Genomic DNA, 24809 nt, shown 5'->3' with positions numbered 1-24809 from the left:
GCTGGCTCTTTTATTTGGTATTAAAAACGCTTGAACTAGAGTGTTTTCAACGTGTCTATCACTTCTTGGTAATCTGGTTCAGAAGCGAGATTACTTATCAGTTGTTTATATTTTACTTTGTGCTTTTTATCGAGGATAAATACGGCTCTGCTTAATAAGCCCATATCTTTAATCAATAAACCATACTGCTCCCCGAAATTGCGCCATACAGCATCAGAAAGCGTTTGGACTTTATCGACACCTTCTTGTTTACAAAAGCGTTTTTGAGCAAAAGGCAAATCTGTGCTTATTGTGAGCATTGCAATATTCGGATAGTCACTTGCAACTTTTTCATTAAAGTACTTAGTTTGTAGGCTGCAAATGCCCGTATCTAAGCTTGGTACAACACTGATTAAAATTGCTTGTCCTTCAAATTGAGAAAGCGCAACGGGCGTAAAGTCAGCATTGACGACTTTAAAATTAGGCGCTTGATCACCAATTTCTACACCAGAACCAAGCAGGGTTACAGGTTTGCCGCCAGCTGTGACTTTGCCCTTATCAAGTTGGTTCTCATCAAGGGATGCACTGGCAGAAAAGCAGCTCAGTGCGAATATGGTTGTAGTAATAAAGGGGACTTTACGCATAACGTATTCCTTTTTAAATTTTTCGCAATTCACGACAGTGTATTATACTGATTTTATATAACCAAGCTTTGGTAGTAATTTGGATTGTAAATTAATCATGCATTGATTAACATATTTAATCTGAACACTGCTGTTTGATAACTATAATTAGAATTTTGGGTAGTGCACCCAATAGATAGAGAGCTTTTATGTCTACACCCGTCCTAATCTGTGATGATTCCAAACTTGCAAGAAGGCAGCTCGCGCGTTCTTTACCTGACGATTGGGACATCAAAGTAGAATTTGCAGAACATGGATTGGATTGTATTGAAAAAATTAAACAGATCTCGCCTGAAATATTATTTTTAGACCTCAATATGCCACATATGGATGGTTATGAAGTACTGCAAGCAATTCAAGAGCAAGACTTAAATGTACTAACTGTTGTGGTATCAGGAGATATTCAACCTAACGCCCATCAGCGAGTCATGGAACTCGGTGCTATAGATTTTATTAGAAAGCCTTGCGATGCTAAAAAGTTAGAAGAAATAATCACACAACATGGCATCAAAGATAAGGCGATCCGAGAAAGTTTAGTCCATAAATTAGGCGAGCAAGTTGAACCTGAATTGCGCGACATTTACCAAGAAATAGCGAATGTCGCGATGGGGCAGGCTGGGGATTTACTTGCCAGATTGCTCAATGTGTTCGTTGAACTGCCAATACCGAATGTAAACGTTCTTGAGGTCAATGAATTGCATATGGCATTGCAAGCCATAGATGCAAACGCTTCTACATCCGGCGTTTGCCAAGGCTTTATTGGCGGAGGGGTTTCAGGAGAGGCGCTGCTGCTGTTAAATGACTCTAGCTTCAAAGAAATTGCATCTTTGATGAAATATGATGGGGAGTTAAACCAGAAAGTTGAGCTGGAATTACTAATGGATATTAGTAATATCCTTATTGGTGCCATTCTTACGGGATTGTCTAAGCAATTAGACATGCCCTTTAGCCAAGGGCATCCTGTCGTTCTTGGCCAGCACTGTGAAGTATCTGAGTTGGTTAAAGCCAACAAATCAAGGTGGCAGAGGACATTGGCAATAGAAATTAGCTACGGAATTGAACACCATAATATTAACTGCGATTTGATGTTGTTGTTCACAGAAGACTCTCTGAAGACGTTGAGATACAAAGTCGCATACTTATTAGAAGATTAGAATTATGCCTGCATCTGATTTTGATATGAATGAAATCCATTGGTTAATGGATATGTTTAACACGGTAGATGTTGGGTTAGTTGTTTTAGACAGAGACTATCGGGTGTGTGTCTGGAACGGCTTTATGGAGAATCACTCGGGTTTGTTGCCTAGCGCAGTAAAAGACAAAGATGTATTTGATTTATTTCCTAGTATCGACGAATCGTGGTTTCGCGGAAAAGCCGAGCCTGTATTTGTACTGAAAAATCGCTCATTTACTATTTGGGAGCAGCAACCTTATATCTTCAAGTTTAAAAATTATCGGCCAATAACAGGCAAAGCCGAATATATGTACCAAAATGCAACATTTATTCCTCTTACCACTTTGACTGGGGAAGTGGGGCATATCTGTGTGATTCTGTATGATGTTACTGACGAAGCGATGAATAAGCTTGAGTTAGAAAAAGCAAATAAGACATTAGAGGAAATGAGTCGTACAGATGCTTTGACGAAGTTATCCAATCGAGGATATTGGGAAGAATGCTCAAGAACTGAATTCAAGCGATTAAAGCGTAATCATGGTACAAGTTGCCTGCTTATGTTTGATATCGACTTTTTTAAAAAAATTAACGATGCATACGGTCATAGTGGCGGTGATGAGGCGATACGGCATATTTCTGATCTGTTGAAAAAGACATTACGTGAAACCGATGTTGCTGGTAGGTATGGTGGCGAGGAATTCGCCGTGACACTTGTTGATACTGATGCTGATGGTGCATTGATTTTTGCAGAGCGACTTCGTAGCATGATAGAAAACTCTGTCATTTATTATGATAATAAGGAAATCAAGTTGACCGTAAGCTTGGGTATTGCTTGTTATGATGATGCGTTTGAAAAGCATGAGCAGTGGATTGAAGCAACGGATACCGCATTGTATCAGTCAAAGGAGACTGGTAGAAATAAAGTCACTGTGTATGACCCTAGCATGTCACAGTAGTTAAATATTTTTAAGCATTATAACTTAGTTAATATTTAACGAGATTACGTCGTAGTTTTATTTTACAAAACTACGACGATCGAAAAGTTTTAATATTCAATGGTATGATACTAGTTCTTTCCTTTCTTTAACTTTATGGCAACGGGGTCGGATTCACAATACTAGACTAGTGGGACAACGCTTGAACTATGAACACAAAACTGTTTTCTAGTCCGATCCTCATCTAATGTCTTTAGAAGTTGTTAAGTTCAGCGCCGAAGTGCGTAGGAAAGACATTATATAAATAATTTTTAGAGAAGTGCTTTATAAACTTGTTGTAAGTGGACTTACAATACAGTTGTATCGTAAGTCCATTTTGATTTAATCGCTGTCAGTGCTTGCTGGTGGGCATTGACCAAGCGTATTAATACTGCCATCATCCTCTACTTGTTCAAGCCTAACCTCAAAGCCCCAGAGTCTATATAGGTGCTTGAGCACTTCCATTTTCGATTCTGCTAGCGGGATTTTATCTTGAGGGACATATCTTAAAGTTAAAGATCTATCCCCGCGGACATCAACTTTATATACTTGAATATTAGGCTCATTATTACTGAGGTTATAATGCGCAGATAGACTATTTCTTACTTTCTGATAGCCAGCCTCATCATGGATTGCTTTCACCTCTAAGTGAGGAGATGACTCTTTGTCTAATATTGTAAATAGCTTGAAGTCACGAATGATCTTCGGCGATAAAAACTGGCTAACGAAGCTTTCGTCTTTAAAGTTTTCCATCGCAAAATGTAGTGTGTCTAGCCAGTCTTTACCTGCAAACTCAGGAAACCACTCTTTGTCTTCTGCTGTTGGGTTTTCGCAAATGCGTCTGATATCAACCATCATATTGAAGCCAAGGGCATAGGGGTTTATACCCGAATAAAACTTACTATTGTAGGGCGGTTGATAGACGACATTAGTATGGCTTTGCAAAAACTCCAACATAAATGCATCACTTAACTTACCCTCGTCATATAAGTGATTAAGAATGGTGTAGTGCCAAAAAGTAGCCCAGCCTTCATTCATGACTTGCGTTTGTCTTTGCGGGTAAAAGTATTGTGAGATCTTTCTTACGATCCTAATGATCTCTCGCTGCCAAGATTCAAGTAAAGGTGCATTTTTCTCTATGAAGTACAGTATATTTTCTTGAGGCTCAGAAGGGAACTGAGGTAAATCTTCGGTATCCTCTTGCTTGCTTTTTGGAATTGTTTTCCATAGCTCATTAACCTGGGATTGCAGATAATCTTCACGTTCTTTTTGCCGCTTCTGTTCTTCAAACAATGAAATTTGCTGTGGGCGTTTGTACCTATCAACACCATAATTCATTAGTGCGTGACATGAATCTAGTAAATTTTCGACTTCCTCAATGCCATACTTTTGCTCACACTCTGCGACGTAGTTTTTGGCAAATACTAAATAGTCAATTATTGAAGAGGCATCAGTCCAAGTTTTAAATAGATAGTTGCCTTTGAAAAAAGAGTTGTGGCCATAGCAAGCATGCGCCATCACCAATGCCTGCATTGGCATGGTGTTTTCTTCCATCAAGTATGCAATACAGGGATCAGAATTAATGACAATTTCATACGCAAGCCCCATTTGACCACGTTTGTAATTTTGCTCAGTTTGAATGAACTTTTTGCCATAAGACCAATGTGCGTAACCGATTGGCATTCCTACACTGGAGTAGGCATCCATCATTTGCTCAGCGGTGATTACCTCGATTTGATTAGGGTAGGTATCAAGTCGATAATGCTCTGCAACACGAGCAATCTCGGCTTGATACACTTCTAACCTTTCAAAAGTCCAATCTGGACCATCATTCAAAGGGTTATAGGTCATTAGCGCTTCCCCTCCTGTTTATGCTGCACCCTGCTGTTTTTGGCGGTTCTTTTTAAAGAGCTCTCTAAAGATAGGGTAGATATCTTCCACGGAGCGTATGTGCTGCATAGCAAAATTGTTGTAGGCTGCAGATAACCCTTGATACTCTCTCCAAAGGCTCTGATGTGCTCTTGTTGTTATCTCGATGTAGGCGTAATAACGCACTACTTTAAGGAGCTTATTTGCAAGAATATCAGTACAGTGAGGAGAGTCATCTGCCCAATTGTCCCCATCAGATGCTTGTGCTGCATAAATGTTCCAATCACCTTGGGAATACCTCTCAGCGACGATTTCATCCATTAATTTTAATGCGCTGGATACTATGGTGCCGCCTGTTTCCTGAGAGTAAAAGAACTCTTGCTCGTCCACTTCTTTTGCTTGTGTATGGTGACGAATATACACAACCTCAATGTCTTTGTAGGTTCGAGTCAAGAACTGATAAAGCAAAATATAAAAACGCTTTGCCATGTCTTTAGTTGCTTGGTCCATCGAGCCTGATACATCCATCAAACAAAACATAACGGCTTTGCTGGTGGGATGTGGGCGTTTTTCATAGTTTCTAAATCTGAGATCGTAATTATCAATGAAAGGCACAGCGGCAATGCGCCTTCTCAAGATCTCTATCTCTGCTTCAAGCGTCTCTATTTTGTGCTGTGGTGGCACCGGCTCAGCCAATAATGCTTCAAGCTCTTCTTCGAGCTCCTTTAGCTTGTTACGCTTACTAGCTGTCATTGCTATTCGTCTTGCAATAGAGCCTTTTAACGAGCGAACAATATCCAGATTGCTGGGCATGCCATCGTTGCAAAACCCAGCTCGGTGCGTTTTCATTTGTACCAGTTTATCAAGTTGACTCTTTTGTAAGTTGGGTAACTCCAAATCTTCAAACAACAGATCAAGATATTCATCTTTAGAAATTGAAAAGACAAAATCATCTTGGCCTTCACCTTGATCACTGGCATTGCCCTCTCCAGCACCTCCCCCTTGGCCAGAGGGAGGGCGCTGTATTTTGTCGCCAGTACTAAACTGATCGTTACCAGGGTGTATATGCTCACGGTTTCCACCTTTACCTTGATGGAACACAGGTTCACTAATATCACGTTGCGGTATCGATATACTCTCGCCGCTACTAATATCCGTCACACTGCGTTTATTAATAGCATCTGACACTGCTTCTTTAATTTGCTTTTTATAGCGTCTAATGAAGCGTTGCCTATTTGGCGTACTTTTATTTTTACCGTTCAATCTTCGATCGATGAAATGTGCCATTGACCACCCTCCAATCGTTAGATTACTGTGACTTCCGAACTCTTAAATACCATTCAGAAAGCAAACGTACTTGCTTCTGGGTGTATCCTTTCTCCATCATCCGGTTAACAAAGTCCTCATGTTTTTTCTGATCTTCTGCCGATGTTTTAGCGTTGAAGGAAATAACAGGCAGCAAGTCTTCGGTGTTTGAGAACATTTTCTTCTCAATGACTGTTCTAAGTTTTTCGTAGCTCGTCCACACAGGGTTATCGCCATTATGGTGTGCTCGTGCTCTTAGGACAAAATTGACGATTTCATTTCGGAAGTCTTTCGGGTTTGAAATGCCTGCTGGTTTTTCAATTTTCTCAAGTTCTGCGTTAAGTGCTGCTCTATCGAAAAGTTGACCAGTATCTGGGTCGCGATATTCTTGGTCTTGGATCCAAAAGTCTGCATATGTGACATAGCGGTCAAAAATATTTTGGCCATACTCAGAATAAGACTCAAGGTATGCGGTTTGCAACTCTTTCCCAATAAACTCGACGTATTGCGGGATTAAGTAGCCTTTCAGGTGGCTCAAATATCGCTCTTGTACTTCTGCGCTAAATTGTTCTCGTTCAATCTGCTGCTCTAGCACATAGAATAAATGCACTGGGTTAGCGGCGACTTCTGCGTGATCAAAGTTAAACACGCGAGATAAAATCTTAAATGCAAAACGTGTAGAGAGGCCATTCATACCTTCATCAACACCTGCATAGTCACGATATTCTTGATAAGATTTCGCTTTCGGATCGGTATCTTTTAAGCTCTCACCATCGTAGACGCGCATTTTTGAGTAAATGCTAGAGTTTTCAGGCTCTTTAATGCGTGACAAAGATGAAAACTTAGCTAGTGTTTCTAACGTGCCTGGGGCGCATTGAGCTTCTTTAAGCTCACTGTTTTCAAGCAGCTTTTTATAAATTTTCACTTCTTCAGACACTCTCAGACAATAAGGTACTTTTACGATAAATACCCTGTCCAAAAATGCTTCATTGTTTTTGTTGTTTTTAAAGGTCTGCCACTCAGATTCGTTGGAGTGCGCGAGAATAATGCCATTAAATGGTAATGCGGATATGCCCTCAGTACCGTTGTAGTTACCTTCTTGTGTTGCAGTTAATAGTGGGTGCAGCACTTTAATAGGTGCTTTGAACATCTCAACAAATTCCATTAGGCCTTGGTTTGCTAGACATAGCGCCCCAGAATAGGCATAAGCATCTGGATCATTTTGGGCAAAATGTTCAAGTTTACGGATGTCCACTTTACCTACCAGTGCAGAAATATCCTGATTATTTTCATCACCTGGCTCTGTTTTGGCAATCGCAACTTGGTCAAGAATTGAAGGGTAGCGTTTGACAACTTTGAACTTACTGATGTCGCCGTTGTATTCGTGTAACCGCTTGGTAGCCCAAGGAGACATAACCGTTTTAAGGTAACGTTTCGAAATTCCGTATTCTTTTTCTAGTAACTCACCATCCTCTTGAGGGTTGAACAAACTCAAGGGATGATCGTTAACAGGTGAATCTTTAATTGCATAAACAGGCACCTGCTGCATTAGATACTTTAGCTTTTCAGCGATAGATGATTTACCACCGCCCACGGGGCCGAGCAAATACAACACTTGTTTGCACTCTTCTAGACCTTGAGCGGCGTGCTTTAAGTATGAAACGATTTGTTCAATGGCATCCTCCATGCCATAAAATTCGTTAAAAGCAGGATAACGTGCTATCACACGGTTTGAAAAGAGTCGACTCAGTCTTGCATCTGTTGACGTGTCGATCATTTCTGGCTCACCGATCGCCATGAGCAACCGTTCAGGCGCACTGGCGTAAGCAGCCTTATCCTCTTTACAGATTTCAAGAAATTCAGCAATTGTGAATTCTTCTTCTTTTGCTGCTTCGTATCGGGATTGGTAATGCTCAAATATTGTCATATCAAACTCCAATAACCTGTTAAATAAAATGCGTGGGCTAAAATGCTAGGCGTACTTAAAGCTTAGTCAGGTTCTTGGATATTTGCTTAAAAAATATGAGAATTTAATGTGATAGAGGTTTTTAAGGGGAGTCAAAAAAGGCGCTTATGCGCCTTGTTTATTGCTTAAATTGGTACAGTTATACTGTTGTAATTAAGCTAGATTTTGGTTAGCAAAATCCCAGTTTACAAGCGACCAGAAACCCTTTAAGTATTCAGGGCGAACATTGCGGTAATCGATATAGTAAGCATGCTCCCAAAGGTCAACAGTAATAAGTGGTGTAACACCATCTTGTGTCAACGGAGTTTCTGCATTTGATGTATTAATGATGTCCAAAGAACCATCAGCTAGTTGAACTAACCAAGTCCAGCTTGAACCGAAGTTATTTACTGCTTTGTCGTTGAAAGCGTCTTGGAATGCCGCAAATGAGCCCCATTTTGCGTCAATCAGTTCTGCTACTTTACCTTTAGCTTCGCCACCACCATTTGGTGCAAGGCTGTGCCAGTAGAAAGTGTGGTTCCAGATTTGTGCTGCGTTATTAAAAACGCCGCCTTCAGAGCTAACAATAACTTCTTCTAAAGTTTTGTTTGCAAAGTCAGTACCTTCTACTAGGCCATTTAGCTTAACAACGTATGTGTTGTGGTGTTTGCCATGGTGGAATTCTAAAGTTTCTTTAGAAATATGTGGCTCTAATGCATCGATAGCATAAGGAAGTGACGGTAGTTCAAAAGCCATTTTAATCTCCATTTTTATGTTGGATACTCTAAACAGTTAAAAAGATGCCATTGCTAGGGCACTTTTAAGTACGTTTTAGTGCTATATAGTGATACTATAATTCCTGAGTATTTTACTCAAGTTTTGGTAAACAGCAATGCCCGAGGCCAAGACTTGTAGTGTGAATTTTTCGTATGCGTTAATTTTGAGCAAAATGTTGCGTACGAACAGTTAATATCGTCATTTGAGGTATATATGGAAACCATTGATAAGATCAAACAGCAAATTGCAGAAAACCCAATTCTTCTATATATGAAGGGATCTCCTAAGTTACCTAACTGTGGTTTTTCTTCTCAAGCTTCACAGGCGTTGATGGCATGTGGAGAGCAATTTGCGTATGTAGATATCCTTTTAAACCCAGATATCCGTGCAGAGTTACCACATTACGCAAACTGGCCAACATTCCCACAGCTTTGGGTAGAAGGCGAGTTAATCGGTGGCTGTGACATCATCATTGAAATGTTCCAAAAAGGTGAACTTCAACCACTGATCACTGAGACAGCTGCTAAATATAAAGAAGAAGCCGCTGAGTAATCATGTTGTTATTTCTGAAGAGCCCGAATTTATTTCGGGCTTTTTTGTGTCTGCAGTATTCACTTTTCAATCTATAAACTCAATCAACCTTGTTTTCCTCCCTATATGTTGAAGAAATATCAAATATTGTTTTAATGAATATTTATTCAATATTTCATTTCTTTACGTTTACGTAAACTGCTCTGTTTTCTTTTCTTTGAATCAAAAGTTTAACATTTGATACCGGTGTCAATTCTTTTTAAGGAACTTAAAAAGCCCGTTTAGTGCATTATATTAAATTTTGGTTACGTTATGGGGTCGTTGAAAAATATTCAATGTAGTGAATATTTATTCGATATCTTGTTGACTCACTTTGATTTCAGCGCTAGTTTTGAATATCTGCCAGTAAATCGTCGAAGTCAATCAAGCTGGCAGGTGTAGCAAGGGGAGGGGTCTATGTTATACGACTCGGCATTAGAAAAAGATAACTGCGGGTTTGGTCTGATTGCACATACACAAGGCCAAGCAAGCCATAAATTAATACGTACAGCGATCACGGGTCTTGATCGTATGCAGCACCGAGGCGGGATAGCTGCAGATGGTAAAACAGGTGATGGCTGCGGTTTACTATTGCAAAAGCCAGATAGTTTTTTTCGTGCTATAGCAGCCGAAAACGAATGGCGATTAGGCAAAAACTATGCAGTTGGTATGATTTTCCTAAACGCTGATGATGCATTGGCGCAGTCTGCTAAACGCATTATTAATGAAGAATTAGAAAAAGAAACGCTGAGTATAGTCGGATGGCGAGTTGTGCCTACTCAACCAGATATGTTGGGACCAATAGCTAAGTCACAATTACCGCAATTTGAACAAGTTTTTGTCAGTGCGCCTGAAGGCTGGCGACCAAAAGATTTAGAACGCCGCTTATATATTGCAAGACGGCGAATTGAAAAGCGCATTACATCGGATGAGCAGTTTTACATTGCTAGTCTGTCTGGTCTTGTCACTGTGTATAAAGGGCTGATGATGCCCGCTGATTTACCAAACTTCTATTTAGATTTGGCCGATCTGCGCATGACTAGCGCCATTTGTGTTTTTCACCAACGATTTTCAACAAATACTCAACCTAAGTGGCCACTAGCACAACCATTTAGATATTTGGCACACAATGGTGAGATTAACACTATAATGGGTAACCGGCAGTGGGCACGTGCACGAGCGTACAAATTCTCATCGCCTCTATTACCAGATCTGCAACTGGCTGCGCCTTTTGTTAATGAAGCCGGTTCTGATTCATCCAGCTTAGATAATATTTTAGAGCTATTCTTAGCGGGTGGTATGGATATTTTTCGTGCTATGCGTATGTTAGTACCGCCTGCATGGCAAAAAAACCGCGCCATGGATGATGACCTTCGTGCATTTTATGATTTTAATTCAATGCACATGGAGCCTTGGGATGGACCAGCGGGTATCGTGATGTCAGATGGGCGCTTTGCAGCATGTAATCTTGACAGAAATGGTTTACGGCCTGCGCGCTATGTGGTTACACAAGATGGTTTTATCACAGTCGCTTCAGAGATTGGGATCTGGGACTATGAAGCAGATGAGGTGGTTGAAAAAGGTCGAGTAGGGCCTGGTGAGCTACTGGTCGTTGATACGCTTCATGGTAAAATTTGGCAATCTTCAGAGATTGATCAAGATCTTAAAGCGAGACATCCATATAGAGCTTGGCTCGAACAAAACGTTCAGCGCTTAACGCCATTTGAGCAGCTCGATGAAAAAGATGCAGGGCAAAGGGACTTTTCTGAAGAAACATTACTGACCTATCAAAAGCAATTTGGCTACAGTAATGAAGAAGTTGAGCAGGTGATAAGCGTAATGGGCGCTAATGGTCAAGAGGCTACTGGCTCAATGGGCGATGACACTCCATTTGCTGTATTATCACAAGGGACTCGCTCAATTTATGACTATTTTAGGCAGAAGTTCGCGCAAGTAACTAACCCGCCAATTGATCCTTTGCGTGAAAATCACGTGATGTCATTGGCGACATGCATCGGTCGTGAGCAAAACGTATTTAATGAGACCACAGGTCACGCTAAGCGATTGCAGTTTGATTCACCCATCTTGACATATTCAGATATCAAGCAACTTACAGAAGCTGATGACGCTCACTATCAAGCTGGTAAAGTGAATCTTAATTATGCACCAGACGAAGGCTTGCAAAATGCCATTGTGCGAGTGTGTGATGAAGCTCAGCAAAAAGCTGCAAATGGCTGTGTGATGATTGTAGTGAGCGACAGAGATATTGCTAAAGGCCAGTTGCCAATACCGGCGGCCATGGCGGTAGGTGCTATTCAACAGCGTTTAGTGAATGAAAACCTGCGCTGTGACTCTAATATTATTGTGGAGACGGGTAGTGCGCGTGATCCGCATCAATTTGCTGTACTACTCGGTTTTGGCGCTACAGCAATTTACCCTTACTTAGCCTATGAAACGCTCGTTTCCTTGTGTGATAAAGGTGTGATTAAAAAATCATATCGAGATGTGACGCTTGCTTATCGCAATGCAATAAACAAAGGCCTGTATAAAATCATGTCGAAAATGGGCATTAGCACCATTGCGTCATATCGTTGCTCTATGTTGTTTGAAGCGGTAGGTCTTGCTGATGATGTTGTGGAGCTGTGCTTTAAAGGTGTGGTGAGCCGCATAAAAGGCGCAGACTTTAGTGATTTTGAAGCTGAGAGCAAGCTATTAAACCAATTGGCGTTTAGTAAACGTAAACTATTAAGTCATGGTGGATTACTTAAATTTGTTCACGGTGGAGAATATCATGCTTACAATCCTGACGTGGTGCAATCATTACAAGTCGCTGTTAAGTCAGGGAAATATGAAGATTATCTAAAATACGCAGAGATTGTTAATAATCGTCCAGTCACCAATCTAAGAGATTTATTGAAATTAAAACCAGCACATAACGCGGTTTCAATCGAAGACGTGGAGCCAGCAGAGGCTTTGTATAAGCGATTTGACTCTGCAGCGATGAGTATTGGCGCGCTTTCTCCAGAGGCGCACGAGGCGCTGGCAATAGCGATGAACCGTTTAGGTGGTTTTTCAAACTCAGGAGAAGGTGGCGAGGATAAGCTACGATTTGGTAACGAAAAAAATTCTCGTATCAAACAGGTTGCGTCAGGTCGGTTTGGCGTCACACCTCACTATTTACAAAGTGCCGATGTGATTCAGATTAAGGTAGCACAGGGTGCAAAACCTGGTGAGGGTGGGCAATTACCCGGTGAAAAAGTCACGCCATATATAGCAAAACTTAGGTATTCAGTACCGGGTGTTACTTTGATTTCACCTCCCCCTCATCATGATATTTATTCCATCGAAGATTTAGCTCAGCTTATTTTTGATTTGAAGCAGGTTAATCCTAAGGCGATGATCTCGGTGAAGTTAGTGTCAGAACCAGGTGTAGGCACCATAGCAACAGGGGTAGCTAAAGCTTATGCTGACCTGATCACCATTGCTGGCTATGACGGAGGTACAGGTGCAAGCCCTCTTACATCAGTTAAATATGCGGGTTGTCCGTGGGAGCTAGGTCTTGCAGAAACGCAGCAAGCACTGGTTGAAAACGGGTTACGTCATCGGATCCGTTTGCAGACTGATGGAGGTTTAAAAACGGGCTTAGACATCATCAAAGCCGCTATTTTAGGTGCAGAGAGTTTTGGTTTTGGCACTGGCCCTATGGTTGCACTAGGTTGTAAGTACTTACGTATTTGCCACTTAAATAATTGTGCGACAGGTGTTGCAACACAAGATGATACGCTGCGTCAGCGTCACTATCATGGCTTACCAGAGATGGCGATGAATTACTTCAAGTTTATTGCACAGGAAGCGAGAGAATTAATGGCTAGCTTAGGTGTGACTAAACTTACGGACTTAATTGGCCGCACCGATTTACTGGAAGTACTTGAAGGCAAGACGAGTAAGCAGCAAAAGCTAGATTTATCGCCAATTTTGGCCACGCCGAATAACCCAAGTAATCAAACCTTGTACTGTAGTGCAGAAAATACCTCGCACTATCGAGGTGAGTTAAATGAATCTTTGCTCAATAAGGCACAGCAAGCCATCGACGACAAGAGTGGCACATCGCTAGTCAGCCGGATTAAGAACACAGATCGATCTGTGGGTGCGATGCTGTCAGGCTATATTGCTAACTTATACGGAAACCAAGGAATGGCAGCAGATCCAGTGGCAATTGAGCTACACGGTACTGCTGGGCAGTCATTCGGTGTTTGGAATGCTGGTGGTTTGGAGTTAACTCTTGTTGGTGATGCAAATGATTATGTTGGCAAGGGCATGGCAGGTGGAAAGTTGGTAATCAGACCACCACTTGGTTCTAGCTTCAAGTCTCATCAAGCGACGATTGCTGGAAATACCTGTTTATACGGTGCAACGGGCGGAAAATTATTTGCTGCTGGAAAAGTCGGTGAGCGCTTCGCTGTACGTAACTCTGGTGTACATGCTGTCGTTGAAGGCTTAGGTGATAACGGCTGCGAGTATATGACAGGCGGCGTAGTGTGTGTACTTGGCCAAATTGGTGTGAACTTTGGTGCCGGTATGACAGGGGGCTTTGCCTACGTTTTAGATGAAGAAAACGATATGGATAAACGCTTTAATCCTGAATTGGTAGAGGTATTAACGTTAGATAACTTGCCTTCTCATCAAGAGCATTTAAGAGGCATGATTGCTGAGCATTTGGAGTGCACTGGTTCTGATAGAGCGGAGCAAGTACTTGCTAACTTTGAATTATATGTTCCTATGTTTAAGTTAGTGAAACCTAAGTCAAGTGATGTAAAGAGCTTACTTGGACATCGAGCGCGCAGTAGTGCGGAACTTAGAGTGCAGGCGCAGTAAAGGAGGAGTTATGAGCGAAAACGTTTATCAATTTATCGATGTTCAGCGCGTTGACCCAAGAAAAAAGCCAATATCAACACGCAAGAGTTCTTTTGTTGAGATTTACGAGCCTTTTTCAGGGCAGCAGGTCGACTCACAAGCAGACCGTTGCTTAGATTGCGGAAATCCATATTGTGAATGGAAGTGTCCGGTACACAACTATATTCCACAGTGGCTAAAACTGATCCGCACCGGGCGGATTTTTGAAGCTGCAGAGCTATCTCATCGCACAAATAGCTTACCCGAGGTATGCGGACGAGTATGCCCACAAGATAGACTTTGTGAAGGGTCTTGTACTTTAAATGATGAGTTTGGTGCAGTGACCATCGGTAATATCGAAAAGTACATTACCGATACGGCCTTTGCCCAAGGTTGGAAACCTGATCTTTCGTATGTTACTTGGACAGACAAAAAGGTTGCCATTATTGGAGCTGGACCGGCAGGACTTGGCTGCGCGGATATTTTAGTCAGAAATGGCGTTAAAGCGGTTGTCTATGATAGAAACCCTGAGATCGGCGGTTTACTTACGTTTGGTATTCCCTCTTTTAAGTTGGAAAAAACGGTGATGGAAAAGCGCCGTGAGATCTTCACTGAAATGGGTGTGGAGTTTCAGTTAAATACGGAAGTTGGTAAAGACGTGACAATGGATGAGTTAATCTCCCAGTATGATGCTGTGTTTGTCGGTGTGGGTACTTATCAATACATGCGCGGAGGCCTGGAGAATGAGGATGCTAAACAGGTGTATGATGCCTTACCATTTTTAATTGGTAATACAAACCGCGTGATGGGTTATGACGAGTCTCAGCAAGCTTATATTAGTATGGCTGACAAGCGCGTAGTGGTTTTGGGGGGTGGTGATACTGCTATGGACTGCGTTAGAACTTCTGTGCGTCAAAAAGCCAAATCAGTGGTATGTGCTTATCGTCGTGATGAAGAAAATATGCCTGGCTCTAAGCGTGAAGTTAAAAATGCAAAAGAGGAAGGGGTTAACTTTCAATTCAATGTGCAGCCTAAGGGCATAGTATTAAATGAGCTGGGCAATGTGACTGGTGTACAGATGGTCAAAACAGAGCTAGGCGAGCCCGACAGTAATGGTCGTAGACGAGCTCAGGAAGTCGTTGGTTCAGAGCATATCATTGATGCAGATGCAGTCATTCTTGCGTTTGGTTTTAAACCACACAACCTCGATTGGCTCGCTCAGTATGATGTCGAAATTAATCACTGGGGCGGGATCGTCGCACCAGAGCAGGGGGCCTTTACACATCAAACGAGCAATCCCAAGATTTTCGCTGGTGGTGATGCAGTAAGAGGCTCTGATCTGGTTGTTACAGCAATTTTTGAAGGCAGGAACGCCGCTGAAGGTATTTTAGATTACCTTGAAGTATAACCAAAATTTAAGATAACTTAGTACTTTGCTTAAAGCCCCGTCATTTCAATGATGGGGCTTTTTTAGGAACGTTAAAATCTGGTCATTCGCCTTACGTTCTAATTTTTTGGATAACTTGTTCATAATTAACCACAATACAGAGGTTGTTTTTAGCATTATCATAAGCTTTAAGATTAAACTTAAGTAGCAAAATGATTGAGGTATCTATGGCGTTTAAAAATAGTGATACAGACTATGGCAGTATTGCCAAGTGGATCCATTGGCTCATGGCGATGTTATTTTTAGCAGCATATGTGAGCGTATATTATCGCCAGTGGTTTACAGAGGCTAAAACCCCCGAGAACTGGACGGCATTGCAATTACACTTATCATTTGGTGTATCCATTATGGCTATTGTGCTGCTGAGATTAGTGTGGCGAGCAATGAATAAATCACCAAAGCCTGAGCCGGGTACTAACTTGGAGCATTTAGCAGCGCATTTAGGTCATTACGCCCTCTATGTAATCATGATTATTGCGCCGATCACCGGGTATATTGGAACGGGGGTGCATACTGAGTTTTTCTTTTTATTCGATATACCAAAGTTTTCTGATACAGTGCTGTTTCAATATATTGTAGTTGAAAGTTGGGGGCTGACTTTCAAAGAGTTTGAAAAGCCGATTGATTTTATTCATAAAGAAATATTAGGTGCATGGCTTATGTGGATATTGATTGTCGGGCATGCTGGTGCTGCATTGTTCCATCATTTTGTGAAAAAAGATCGCACCCTTAAAAAAATGACCTCAAGCGCACCCTAATTATTTTATAAGAGGTATCAATCTTGATACCTCTTTGCTTTTCTACAGTGGCTTAACAGCCCTGTACACTGAGGAGCTCTTTGGCACTGGCTCGCGTGGTATCACTAACGCTATCACCACCGAGTAAGCGGGCTATTTCATCTACTCGTTTTTGCTCGTTTAGCGGTACCATAGAGGTGTAAGTTTGCGCATTTTCAACTGCTTTTTGCACAAAAAACTGTTGATGACCACTGCAGGCAACTTGCGGCAAGTGCGTTACACAAATGACTTGTGTCGATTTACCTAATAAACGCAATTGCTTTCCTACCTGAGACGCCGTAGGGCCAGAGATACCTACATCTACTTCATCGAAAATCAAAGTTGGTGTGGTGACTTTATTTGCGATAATTACTTGAATTGCTAAGCTTATTCTTGACAATTCACCACCTGAAGCAACTTTAGCGAGTGCCTGCATCGGTTGACCCGGGTTGGTCGATACCAAAAACTCAATATTATCCATACCAAGTTCATTGGGGCGTTTATTTGTCTCTTTGCTGAGCTCAATGGCAAAGCGGCCATTTTCCATAGAAAGTTCGTGCATACTGTCTGTGATTAGCGTGTTGAGTGTGCTCGCAGCAACGGCACGGCTTTCACTGAGTTGGCTAGCAGAAATGTGATAAGCGTGTAATGCTTCTGCAATTTCATGCTCTAAGTCGTCGATACGCGCGTTATCTGAACAGATGTTATCTAGCTCTTGTTTTAAAGCAAAGTGGTGAGCAGCGAGCTGATCTGGTTGAATTTGGTGTTTTCTTGAAAGTGCCATCGCTTGCGTGATCCGCTCTTCGATTTCTTGTAAACGGATAGGATCTTGCTCAACGCTTTCACCATAGCTACGGATCTCTCGACAGGCTTCTTCTAGTTGTACAGCCGCTTCGCTGAGCATTTGAGATATGCCTTCTAAAGATTTATCTAACGTACTCAGCTCATTAAAAGTTTGCACACTGTGTTGAAGTTGACCAAGTACTGTTTGGTCATCTTGTTCATACAGGCTCATTAGCTCACGCTGCGAACTCTCTACCAAAGTTTGTGCGTGGCTGAGTCTGTTATGCTCAGCTTCAATTTGCTCAAATTCACCTTCTTGAAGCGCAAATTCATCGAGCTCTTCAACTTGATATTCAAGTAATTGTTTTTTTGCTGCTTGTGCATGCTGCTGCTTTAACAAGCTAGCGTGTTCTTTTTGAAGCTTGTGATAATGGTTATATTGGGTTTTAACCGCGCTTAGTAAGTTATGGTGACCCGCATACGCATCGAGTAAGCCAAGCTGATGCTCGGGCTTTAACAACAATTGGTGGGCGTGTTGTCCGTGAATGGCTATCAACATTTGGCCCAGCTCTTTAAGTTGAGCGGCCGTTACTGAGGAGCCATTAATAAAGCTTTTACTGCGACCATTTCGTGTGATCACGCGACGTAAAATACAGTTTTGTTCTTCATCGTCGAGCAATAACTCAGAAAGGAATTTTTGTGCTTGAGGTAACTTGCGAATATCAAATTGCGCAGAAATTTCTGCTTTACTACTTTCTGGGCGGATCGCATTTGCATCAGCACGCTCGCCAAGACAAAGGGATAGGGCATCTATTGCTATCGACTTACCAGCACCTGTTTCGCCAGTAATTGCTGTCATGCCAGAACGCCAATCGATGTTTAGTTCACTGACTATGGCAAAGTTTTTAATTTGCAAACTAGTAAGCATGCTGTATATCCAAACAGTATTTTACTGTTAATTTATACAGCATCTCTTTAAAAAGCAACTTTTAATTGATGGCGTCTGCTTGTCTTTGGTGAAGTTGAGATTGTTCTGCATCGTCGTTGGCAGCGTCTTCAGTGTTGTCATGTTCTTCTGGTTCTACGACAGGATGTGTTGTTTCGTATGAATCAGGTGTCTGTATGCGAGAAATCAACGCTGGCAGAATTTCTGTGTAAAAGTTTTTATTGTAAGCAATGCCAGCTGATGGCAATTCAGCAGCAAACAAAAATAGTTGCTCGGTTAGTAAATCTACGGTGTCATTGCTACGGCATTTGTTTAGCTCTGAACCAACTTGGCTTAATAAGTGCTCACTGACCCTTTCTAGGCGTGCCAAGTTTTCTTCATTGTGCGCTTGAACAACAAAAAAGTTGCCAACGATGGCATTAAATTTCGGTGCATGCTTGGGTCTAATCAGCTTACAGTCAACATACTCCGCTATTTTTCTTTTATACAAAGAGGTAATGTCTTTTACGCGCTCATTAAAAATTTTTTTCTCAGCGTCACGGGCTTTTTGTCGATTGTTTTCAATGACCATGTATACGCCGAGGATAGTGATGAGCAATACTATCGATACAAACACTATGTAAGTCATGTTGTCTTACTTTTCCCTAAATTAGAAAATAAATCTGTCCTATTTTGCTTAACAAATTCACTTTAGTAAAGCCTACTGCCCCAATTTAGTTTTTCTCTAAGAACATGGTAGTAGGAATAGCTAGTTGGATGAATAAGCCTCAGTTTTTGTGCTGCTTTTTTAATCACCACTTCATCTCCAGGCAGTAGTGCTAAAACTACATGACTGTCACAACTGACCTGTAAACTGGCGGTATTTTCAGGGCTGAGCTTAAGTTTTATTTGCTTATTCGCATCCACGACCAAAGGTCGGCTGGATAGTGTATGCGGAAACATGGGTACTAAGGCAACCGCATTGAGCTCTGGTGTCAGGATGGGCCCGCCACCAGATAATGAATATGCAGTAGAACCTGTAGGAGTGGTTACTATTAATCCGTCTGAGCGCTGTGAGAAAACAAATTGCTCATCAATAAAAGCTTCAAACTCGATCATATGTGCAACTTTATCGGCATGGAGTACAGCTTCATTGACTGCCAAATTAGCACTTTTTAGTTGTGCATGCCGATACACTTCAACTTCTAGCAAAAAGCGATGCTCCTCAACAAACTTACCACTGAGTACTTGTTCAAGTGCCGGTTCGAAATCATGTGGATTTAAATCGGTTAGAAAACCTAAATTTCCGCGGTTCACACCGATCACTGCAACATCAAAGCGAGCCAGCACTCGCGCAGCGCCAAGCATGTTACCGTCCCCACCAACAACAACAGCAAGGTCACACTTCTCTCCAAGTTCGACCAGATCGAGTAACTGTTCATCTTGCAGAGCGTCCAGTTGTTTGCCTGCTCGACGCTCTACAAAAACTTCATAGCCTAGTGCTTGCAAAAATGTATAAAGGCGATGTAAGGTCTGAGCCGCGCCGTCATGATTCGGTTTGCCAATAAGGCCGATGGTGTTAAATGGAGTGCTCATTTTTAACGCAAATCCTTGGTGTGTAAACTCCCTCCAAGATTATCTTAAAATTGAAGCGCTTGAAACTTTGAAATTCGTCCCAACATAAAGAATTATGAAATTAAGTGCTCGTGATAAACAAGTTTTCTCCGCGGTTATGACGCTTTACTGCAATGGTGAGGGGTTACCTGTCGCGTCGAGTAAAATTGCAAAAATGAAAGGCATGGCCATTTGCTCGGCAACGGTGCGCAATGCGATGGCGCGCCTAGAAAACCATGGACTACTCTTCTCTCCCCATACATCGGCGGGGCGTGTGCCATCAGATGTTGGCATTAAGTATTGGCTACAAGAATATTTTGAGCTCGATAACATAGCGACCTATTGGCAGCCAGAGCAAGAACATTTAGTCACCTTAGCGCACTCATTGAGCCAGCATTATCAAGTATGTTGTGTGGTCGGTTTACCTCAAGTTAGTAGCCAACAGGTGTTTCGTGTTGAAGTGTTGGATTTTGACCGCAAGCATTGGTTAGTGCTGCTTATAGATAAAGCTGGACAGTCACAAAATATTTGTATTAACAAGCCTACAGACAACTCTGATGAAATGCGTTATCAATTTGCGCTTTGGATGAACACTGTATTTAGTCAGCATACGCTAAAAGAGGGACTACATCGCATGCGTGCAATGGCCAATACAGCGATGCCAGATTGTCGAGCGTTACTAACACAGTGGACTCGCGAGCTCAGTTTACAATTGGGGACTGATAATAGCATTGTGGTTGGAGAGCGGCATATCTACAACCGGCTCGGCAAGAGTAATGAGATTAGCTTAGGGGTACCTTTTTTACATCAAATAGAGGACAAGTTGGCTTTTCGTAATGGGTTATCTGTCATTCTTGGCAGCGAAGTTGATGCGGATAATTTATCACGGTACGTTATTTTAAGTGTACCCTATTTTATGGACCAAGAATATCAAAGTCGATTTTGTGTCGTGTGTCCAGCTGAGGCACCAATTGAAGCAATAATTGACGAATTTAGTCGGTTAGAGCAAAAAGACTCTTGAAACTAAAAAATCAATCCCCATAATTACGGCAGTTGTAAAGAATCGGAGAGTAACTTTCATGTCTGAGCAGACAAAAGCACCAGAGCAGGAACTAGAAACTGCACAAGAAGAAGTAGTAGAACAAGCTGCTGAAGCGCAAGCACAGGAAGAAGCGCCACAGTCTGAACAAGGCGAAATAAGCCCTGAAGAAGAAATTGCTGGTTTATACGCTGAGCTTGAAGCTGCAAAGCAAACGATTGAAGGCCAAAAAGATGGCGTAGTTCGCGCTGCAGCAGAAGTAGAAAATATGCGTCGTCGTGCGGCACAGGATGTTGAAAAAGCACATAAGTTTGCACTAGAGAAGTTTTCAAATGAACTATTGCCTGTGATCGATAACCTTGAGCGTGCTATCGAATTTGCTGATAAAGACAACGAAGCAACGAAGTCAATTCTTGAAGGTATTGAAATGACGCTGAAGAGTTTTTCTGACGCACTTGGTAAGTTTGGCGTTGAAGAAGTTAACCCGCAAGGCGAAGCTTTCTCACCTGAATTCCACCAAGCAATGTCTATGCAGCCAAGTAACGATGTCGCGCCAAATACTGTACTAGCTGTTATGCAAAAAGGCTATACGTTGAATGGTCGTTTACTTCGCCCTGCCATGGTTATGGTATCAAAAGCGGCTGAATAAACCGTACCTTGATCCAAAGAAGCCCGCATCAAGCGGGCTTTTTTATTGGAATTTTTTCACCTTAAATCCAATGTGCTTTATCATTAATGGAACAGCAATAGAGTTATTTTATTTTGGTCGAGGGCATTGTCTTATTGATATGCAATTTGACAAGATAGAGTAGCGATAAAAGAAATGAGTAGGAAGTAATATGAAACGAGTTGTTGCTTGTGTTATTGCAGTGATGTTTTTAGCGGGCTGTAAAACATCTCCGACCGGAAGAACCCAGATTATGCTGCATTCAGAACAAAAAATGAATGAGTTAGGGTCAGCGGGCTTTGAGCAAATAAAAGCTGAGCAGGCGGTAGAAGCGGACCCTAAGACTAATCAGTATGTAAAATGTATAGCCGATGCACTAATTGCTCAATTACCTAACAAATATGCAGAACAAAGTTGGGAAGTGGTGGTATTCAAAGATGACAGTGCAAACGCATTTGCACTGCCCGGTGGCAAAATAGGTGTTCACACAGGTTTATTAAAAGTAGCGCAAGACCAACATCAACTTGCAGCGGTAATGGGTCATGAGGTAGGACATGTAATTGCGCAGCATGCCAATGAGCGAATGACACAAAGTGGGTTAGTGCAGGCTGGCTTGCAACTGAGTAATACCGTGATGGAAATGAATAACGTTCAGTCGCGTAACGCCATAATGCAAGGGCTTGGTGTAGGTGCACAAGTGGGTTTAACCTTACCTTTTGGTCGTGCACATGAAAGTGAAGCAGATGTGATAGGGCTAGATCTGATGGCTAAGGCGGGCTTTAAACCTATTGGGGCCGTTGAGCTTTGGCAAAATATGGAAAAACTAGGTGGAGACAGGCCAATGGAGTTTTTATCTACACACCCATCGCCGGATAACCGGATCGAAAAGCTCAACAGCAAAATGGCTGAGGCAAACACCTTGTACAGAACTGCCAAACAAAAGGGGTTTAGCCCACAGTGCCGTGTGTAAGGCTACATTGAGTTAGCACAGGATTTCTTTGCTTAAGATAATTTATAAAAATTAAGTGCTAACTCATCTAAGACGATAAAAAGGCGTAGATCTAGCTCCAATTGATGATAATCGGGCTCCATGTTGCAGCACAGTTTATAAAATGCTTTGTCATGTTCGGCATGTTTAAAGTGCGCTAATTCGTGAACAATGAGTGCACGTAATATGGCTTCGGGCGCATATTTTAGTTGGTTGTTTAAAGCTATGTCGTAACGCGCTTTGAGTTTTTGACCGTGGCGATGCTGTTTGTGAGTGTGTGTGCCAAGCGTCCCCTTCATCATGTCTGTATGTTTGGTAAAACTGACATTGTTTAATCTTGGAGTATTTTTCAAAAAGCGTTGTTTAATATCAGTACAGTATTGATACAGCACTTGCTGATTTTGCAGTTGATGGCCACAAGGATATTTATTTTTAAAATAGTTTTGTAATTTATGCTCTTTAATCAAAGATGCAATTTGTGCTTGTAAGTTGTCGGGATAGTGCTGAAAATACTTTAATTGTTGCATTTTGTATTTTGCTTTTTGTCTTCTAATAGGTAATCTAGCGCAGAATTATAGCGCAAGGATAATGCAAATGTATAAAGCAAGCTGTCTATGCAAGGGTGTACAGTTAGAGATTAATGGGTCTATTGATAATATTATTCATTGTCACTGTTCCTTATGTCGTAAATCAAGTGGTACGGCTTATGCGACAAATGGGTTTATTGATACATCCTCGTTGAAAATTGTTACAGGCCAAGAGTTGGTAAATGCTTACGCATTTAAACCCGGTAGGTTGAGACATTTTTGTCGTAACTGTGCATCTCCTTTGTTTAGCTCTAATGTGGATTTACCCGAAAAGCTACGGATCCGACTCGGGATCCTCGATTCTGACATTAATGAACGACCTGCATCCCATAATTTTATGGCTTCAAAAGCAAATTGGGATCAAATAAATGCCCAAATCCCACACTATGAAGAATTTGAACCGGGGCGCATGAAGAGAAAATCATAGGCAGATATAAATTGAGCGTTACAGCTCAAAAGGAAAGGGGGGCACTTTATGATAAATGCTAGATCATTGGTAGCACAATGACTGAATGATTTGAAGTGAAATCGTTTAGGTAGCTTTGTATTATAGGTGAGTGCGAGGCACTCACCATATAGCATTAATCCGTTTCTAACGTGCAACAGTCTGAGGCACGTGAGTTGCCTCCTGGCAAAGCAAAGATGACCTGACAACAGTCCGAGGCGCGTGAATTACCACCAGACTTTCCGCCCGCAATATCATGGGTTTGCGCTTTAGGCAAATTGGCTTTGTCATAGGATAAAGTTTTTACTCGTTTTTTTTGTAGTTTTAGTAGCATGGTTAATCCTTCACTATTTTTATTATAATCAAGTTCAACATGCCATCTTAGGTTTGCACTGTCAAATTTCACAATAATGTTTGTTGTTGCGGTTGTTTTTCCGCAGGGAAAGGCAGCAGCACCTTGTGGTCAACTCCTAAGTCTTGAATAAATTGCCGCGCTAACAACGGCGCGTCGTAATTGTCCGCAGTGTGAAAAAATACGATGGGCTCTTTACCTTCTGCGAGCCAAGCATGGATCTTTTTGATCCAAGGCTGATAAAAAGGACGATTATTTTCTAGCGCAGAGCAACCAACAAAACGCAACATAGGTCGCTCCCCGGTAGCAATGACGTTGACAGGGACTCGGGGCTTTTTACGCTGTGCATCTTCAATCGCCGGTGTGCTTGGCGCTTCGCTAAATAAAGGGCGCGTATCCATCATGATGCGATTAATACCTTTACTCATTAAAAATTGGTTTAAGCGCTTTTCATTATCGTCTTTACGAAAAAATGCTAAGTTGCGTACTTCTATACCTAGACAAAGTTCACTGGGTAATTGAGCCACAAAGTTTTGCATCCTTGGGAGATGCTCTGGTCCACAACTCGCAGGTAGTTGCAGCATGACCATAGCTATTTTTTCGAATAGTGGCGCAAATAGGGTTAACCATGTTTCTAGCTCTTTGTGACAATTTTGCAAAGCTAATTCATGAGATATTTGTTTAGGTAGCTTAAAAGTAAACCTAAAGTCATCTGAGACGGCATTTTTCCATTGTAAAACAGTGTCAGGTTTTGGGTTAGCGTAAAACGTTGTATTGCCCTCAACACTATTAAACATGGTGGCATATTCACTGAGCATATTGGCATTACTACAGTGCTGACTAAAAAAACGCCCTTTCCAGTGCGATGAGCTCCATTGTGGGCAACCTAAATACAACATAGTTCTCTTCATTAGTGTTTTTTTTGAGTTTAACAAATTGAGAGTACCTAAAAAAATCAACTTTGCGAAGATTCCTTGCTTTATAAGGATGACAAAGCCCCCCAGTTTTATATAATTG

21 protein-coding genes are annotated in these 24809 nt (G+C 41.7%); 10 read left to right on the top strand and 11 right to left on the bottom strand.

Annotated elements, in window-relative coordinates; translation table 11 throughout:
• Window positions 1–35: 35 nt before the first annotated feature.
• Window positions 36–623 (bottom strand): thiol peroxidase, encoded by a 588-nt coding sequence (tpx, locus tag QNM16_RS22785; protein ID WP_284022542.1) that lies wholly within the window; start codon window positions 621–623, stop codon window positions 36–38.
• 188 nt (window positions 624–811) lie between these two features.
• Between tpx and QNM16_RS22780 the strand changes: the two genes are divergently transcribed.
• Together QNM16_RS22780 and QNM16_RS22775 are read left to right on the top strand one after the other, a co-directional pair.
• On the top strand, window positions 812–1816 hold the full coding sequence (locus QNM16_RS22780) for a response regulator (RefSeq protein ID WP_237139388.1): 1005 nt from the start codon (window positions 812–814) through the stop codon (window positions 1814–1816).
• Window positions 1817–1820: 4 nt separating this feature from the next.
• Window positions 1821–2792, top strand: coding sequence for a sensor domain-containing diguanylate cyclase (locus QNM16_RS22775; RefSeq protein ID WP_284022541.1), 972 nt, complete (start codon window positions 1821–1823; stop codon window positions 2790–2792).
• Window positions 2793–3152: 360 nt separating this feature from the next.
• Here the strand turns inward: QNM16_RS22775 and QNM16_RS22770 are convergent, their stop codons facing one another.
• The 4 genes from QNM16_RS22770 to QNM16_RS22755 form a co-directional block, all read right to left on the bottom strand.
• Window positions 3153–4661: a SpoVR family protein gene (locus QNM16_RS22770; protein WP_284022540.1), complete on the bottom strand. Its 1509-nt coding sequence runs from the start codon at window positions 4659–4661 to the stop codon at window positions 3153–3155.
• Window positions 4662–4679: 18 nt separating this feature from the next.
• Window positions 4680–5966: a YeaH/YhbH family protein gene (locus QNM16_RS22765; protein WP_284022539.1), complete on the bottom strand. Its 1287-nt coding sequence runs from the start codon at window positions 5964–5966 to the stop codon at window positions 4680–4682.
• Window positions 5967–5988: 22 nt separating this feature from the next.
• The gene (locus QNM16_RS22760) at window positions 5989–7911 is read right to left on the bottom strand and encodes a PrkA family serine protein kinase (RefSeq protein WP_063361990.1); all 1923 of its coding nucleotides are present in this window, start codon (window positions 7909–7911) and stop codon (window positions 5989–5991) included.
• A gap of 192 nt (window positions 7912–8103) precedes the next feature.
• On the bottom strand, window positions 8104–8685 hold the full coding sequence (locus tag QNM16_RS22755) for a Fe-Mn family superoxide dismutase (RefSeq protein WP_063361989.1): 582 nt from the start codon (window positions 8683–8685) through the stop codon (window positions 8104–8106).
• A gap of 234 nt (window positions 8686–8919) precedes the next feature.
• Between QNM16_RS22755 and QNM16_RS22750 the strand changes: the two genes are divergently transcribed.
• The 4 genes from QNM16_RS22750 (at window position 8920) to QNM16_RS22735 (ending at window position 16374) form a co-directional block, all read left to right on the top strand.
• Complete coding sequence (locus QNM16_RS22750; RefSeq protein ID WP_023402222.1) at window positions 8920–9258, top strand: Grx4 family monothiol glutaredoxin; 339 nt, start codon at window positions 8920–8922, stop codon at window positions 9256–9258.
• Window positions 9259–9693: 435 nt separating this feature from the next.
• Window positions 9694–14151, top strand: a complete 4458-nt coding sequence (gltB, locus tag QNM16_RS22745; protein WP_284022538.1) for a glutamate synthase large subunit — start codon at window positions 9694–9696, stop codon at window positions 14149–14151.
• Between the two features lie 10 nt (window positions 14152–14161).
• Complete coding sequence (locus QNM16_RS22740) at window positions 14162–15577, top strand: FAD-dependent oxidoreductase (RefSeq protein ID WP_284022537.1); 1416 nt, start codon at window positions 14162–14164, stop codon at window positions 15575–15577.
• 191 nt (window positions 15578–15768) lie between these two features.
• On the top strand, window positions 15769–16374 hold the full coding sequence (locus QNM16_RS22735) for a cytochrome b (RefSeq protein ID WP_284022536.1): 606 nt from the start codon (window positions 15769–15771) through the stop codon (window positions 16372–16374).
• A gap of 52 nt (window positions 16375–16426) precedes the next feature.
• Here QNM16_RS22735 and recN read toward each other — a convergent pair whose 3' ends face one another.
• The 3 genes from recN to nadK all read right to left on the bottom strand — a co-directional run bounded on the left by recN (window position 16427) and on the right by nadK (window position 19696).
• Window positions 16427–18103 (bottom strand): DNA repair protein RecN, encoded by a 1677-nt coding sequence (gene recN / locus QNM16_RS22730; RefSeq protein ID WP_284022535.1) that lies wholly within the window; start codon window positions 18101–18103, stop codon window positions 16427–16429.
• A gap of 61 nt (window positions 18104–18164) precedes the next feature.
• Window positions 18165–18749 carry a hypothetical protein gene (locus QNM16_RS22725; RefSeq protein ID WP_284022534.1) on the bottom strand — a complete coding sequence of 195 codons (585 nt, stop codon included), beginning with the start codon at window positions 18747–18749 and terminating at the stop codon, window positions 18165–18167.
• Between the two features lie 62 nt (window positions 18750–18811).
• On the bottom strand, window positions 18812–19696 hold the full coding sequence (gene nadK, locus QNM16_RS22720) for an NAD(+) kinase (RefSeq protein WP_284022533.1): 885 nt from the start codon (window positions 19694–19696) through the stop codon (window positions 18812–18814).
• A 94-nt stretch (window positions 19697–19790) separates the two neighbouring features.
• Between nadK and QNM16_RS22715 the strand changes: the two genes are divergently transcribed.
• The 3 genes from QNM16_RS22715 to QNM16_RS22705 all read left to right on the top strand — a co-directional run bounded on the left by QNM16_RS22715 (window position 19791) and on the right by QNM16_RS22705 (window position 22390).
• The gene (locus QNM16_RS22715; protein WP_284022532.1) at window positions 19791–20735 is read left to right on the top strand and encodes an HrcA family transcriptional regulator; all 945 of its coding nucleotides are present in this window, start codon (window positions 19791–19793) and stop codon (window positions 20733–20735) included.
• A 58-nt stretch (window positions 20736–20793) separates the two neighbouring features.
• Window positions 20794–21402, top strand: a complete 609-nt coding sequence (grpE, locus tag QNM16_RS22710) for a nucleotide exchange factor GrpE (RefSeq protein ID WP_284022531.1) — start codon at window positions 20794–20796, stop codon at window positions 21400–21402.
• Between the two features lie 190 nt (window positions 21403–21592).
• Entirely contained in the window at window positions 21593–22390 is a 798-nt protein-coding gene (locus QNM16_RS22705) for a M48 family metallopeptidase (protein ID WP_284022530.1), read from the top strand.
• Window positions 22391–22422: 32 nt separating this feature from the next.
• On the opposite strand, the gene QNM16_RS22700 is transcribed toward QNM16_RS22705, so the two are convergent.
• Window positions 22423–22935: a M48 metallopeptidase family protein gene (locus QNM16_RS22700; protein ID WP_284022529.1), complete on the bottom strand. Its 513-nt coding sequence runs from the start codon at window positions 22933–22935 to the stop codon at window positions 22423–22425.
• Window positions 22936–23002: 67 nt separating this feature from the next.
• On the opposite strand from QNM16_RS22700, the gene QNM16_RS22695 reads away from it, so the two are divergent.
• Window positions 23003–23422: a GFA family protein gene (locus QNM16_RS22695; protein WP_284022528.1), complete on the top strand. Its 420-nt coding sequence runs from the start codon at window positions 23003–23005 to the stop codon at window positions 23420–23422.
• 154 nt (window positions 23423–23576) lie between these two features.
• Here QNM16_RS22695 and QNM16_RS22690 read toward each other — a convergent pair whose 3' ends face one another.
• Both QNM16_RS22690 and QNM16_RS22685 read right to left on the bottom strand, forming a co-directional pair.
• Complete coding sequence (locus QNM16_RS22690; protein WP_284022527.1) at window positions 23577–23774, bottom strand: hypothetical protein; 198 nt, start codon at window positions 23772–23774, stop codon at window positions 23577–23579.
• A gap of 68 nt (window positions 23775–23842) precedes the next feature.
• Window positions 23843–24691, bottom strand: coding sequence for a DUF72 domain-containing protein (locus QNM16_RS22685; protein WP_284022526.1), 849 nt, complete (start codon window positions 24689–24691; stop codon window positions 23843–23845).
• Window positions 24692–24809 lie beyond the last annotated feature (118 nt).

Origin of the sequence: Pseudoalteromonas umbrosa, from assembly GCF_030125375.1 — a bacterium.
In the GTDB taxonomy this organism is placed as follows: Bacteria; Pseudomonadota; Gammaproteobacteria; order Enterobacterales; family Alteromonadaceae; genus Pseudoalteromonas; species Pseudoalteromonas umbrosa.
Note: the sequence above shows the minus strand (reverse complement) of the source record. Positions and strands in the feature narration are given on the sequence as shown.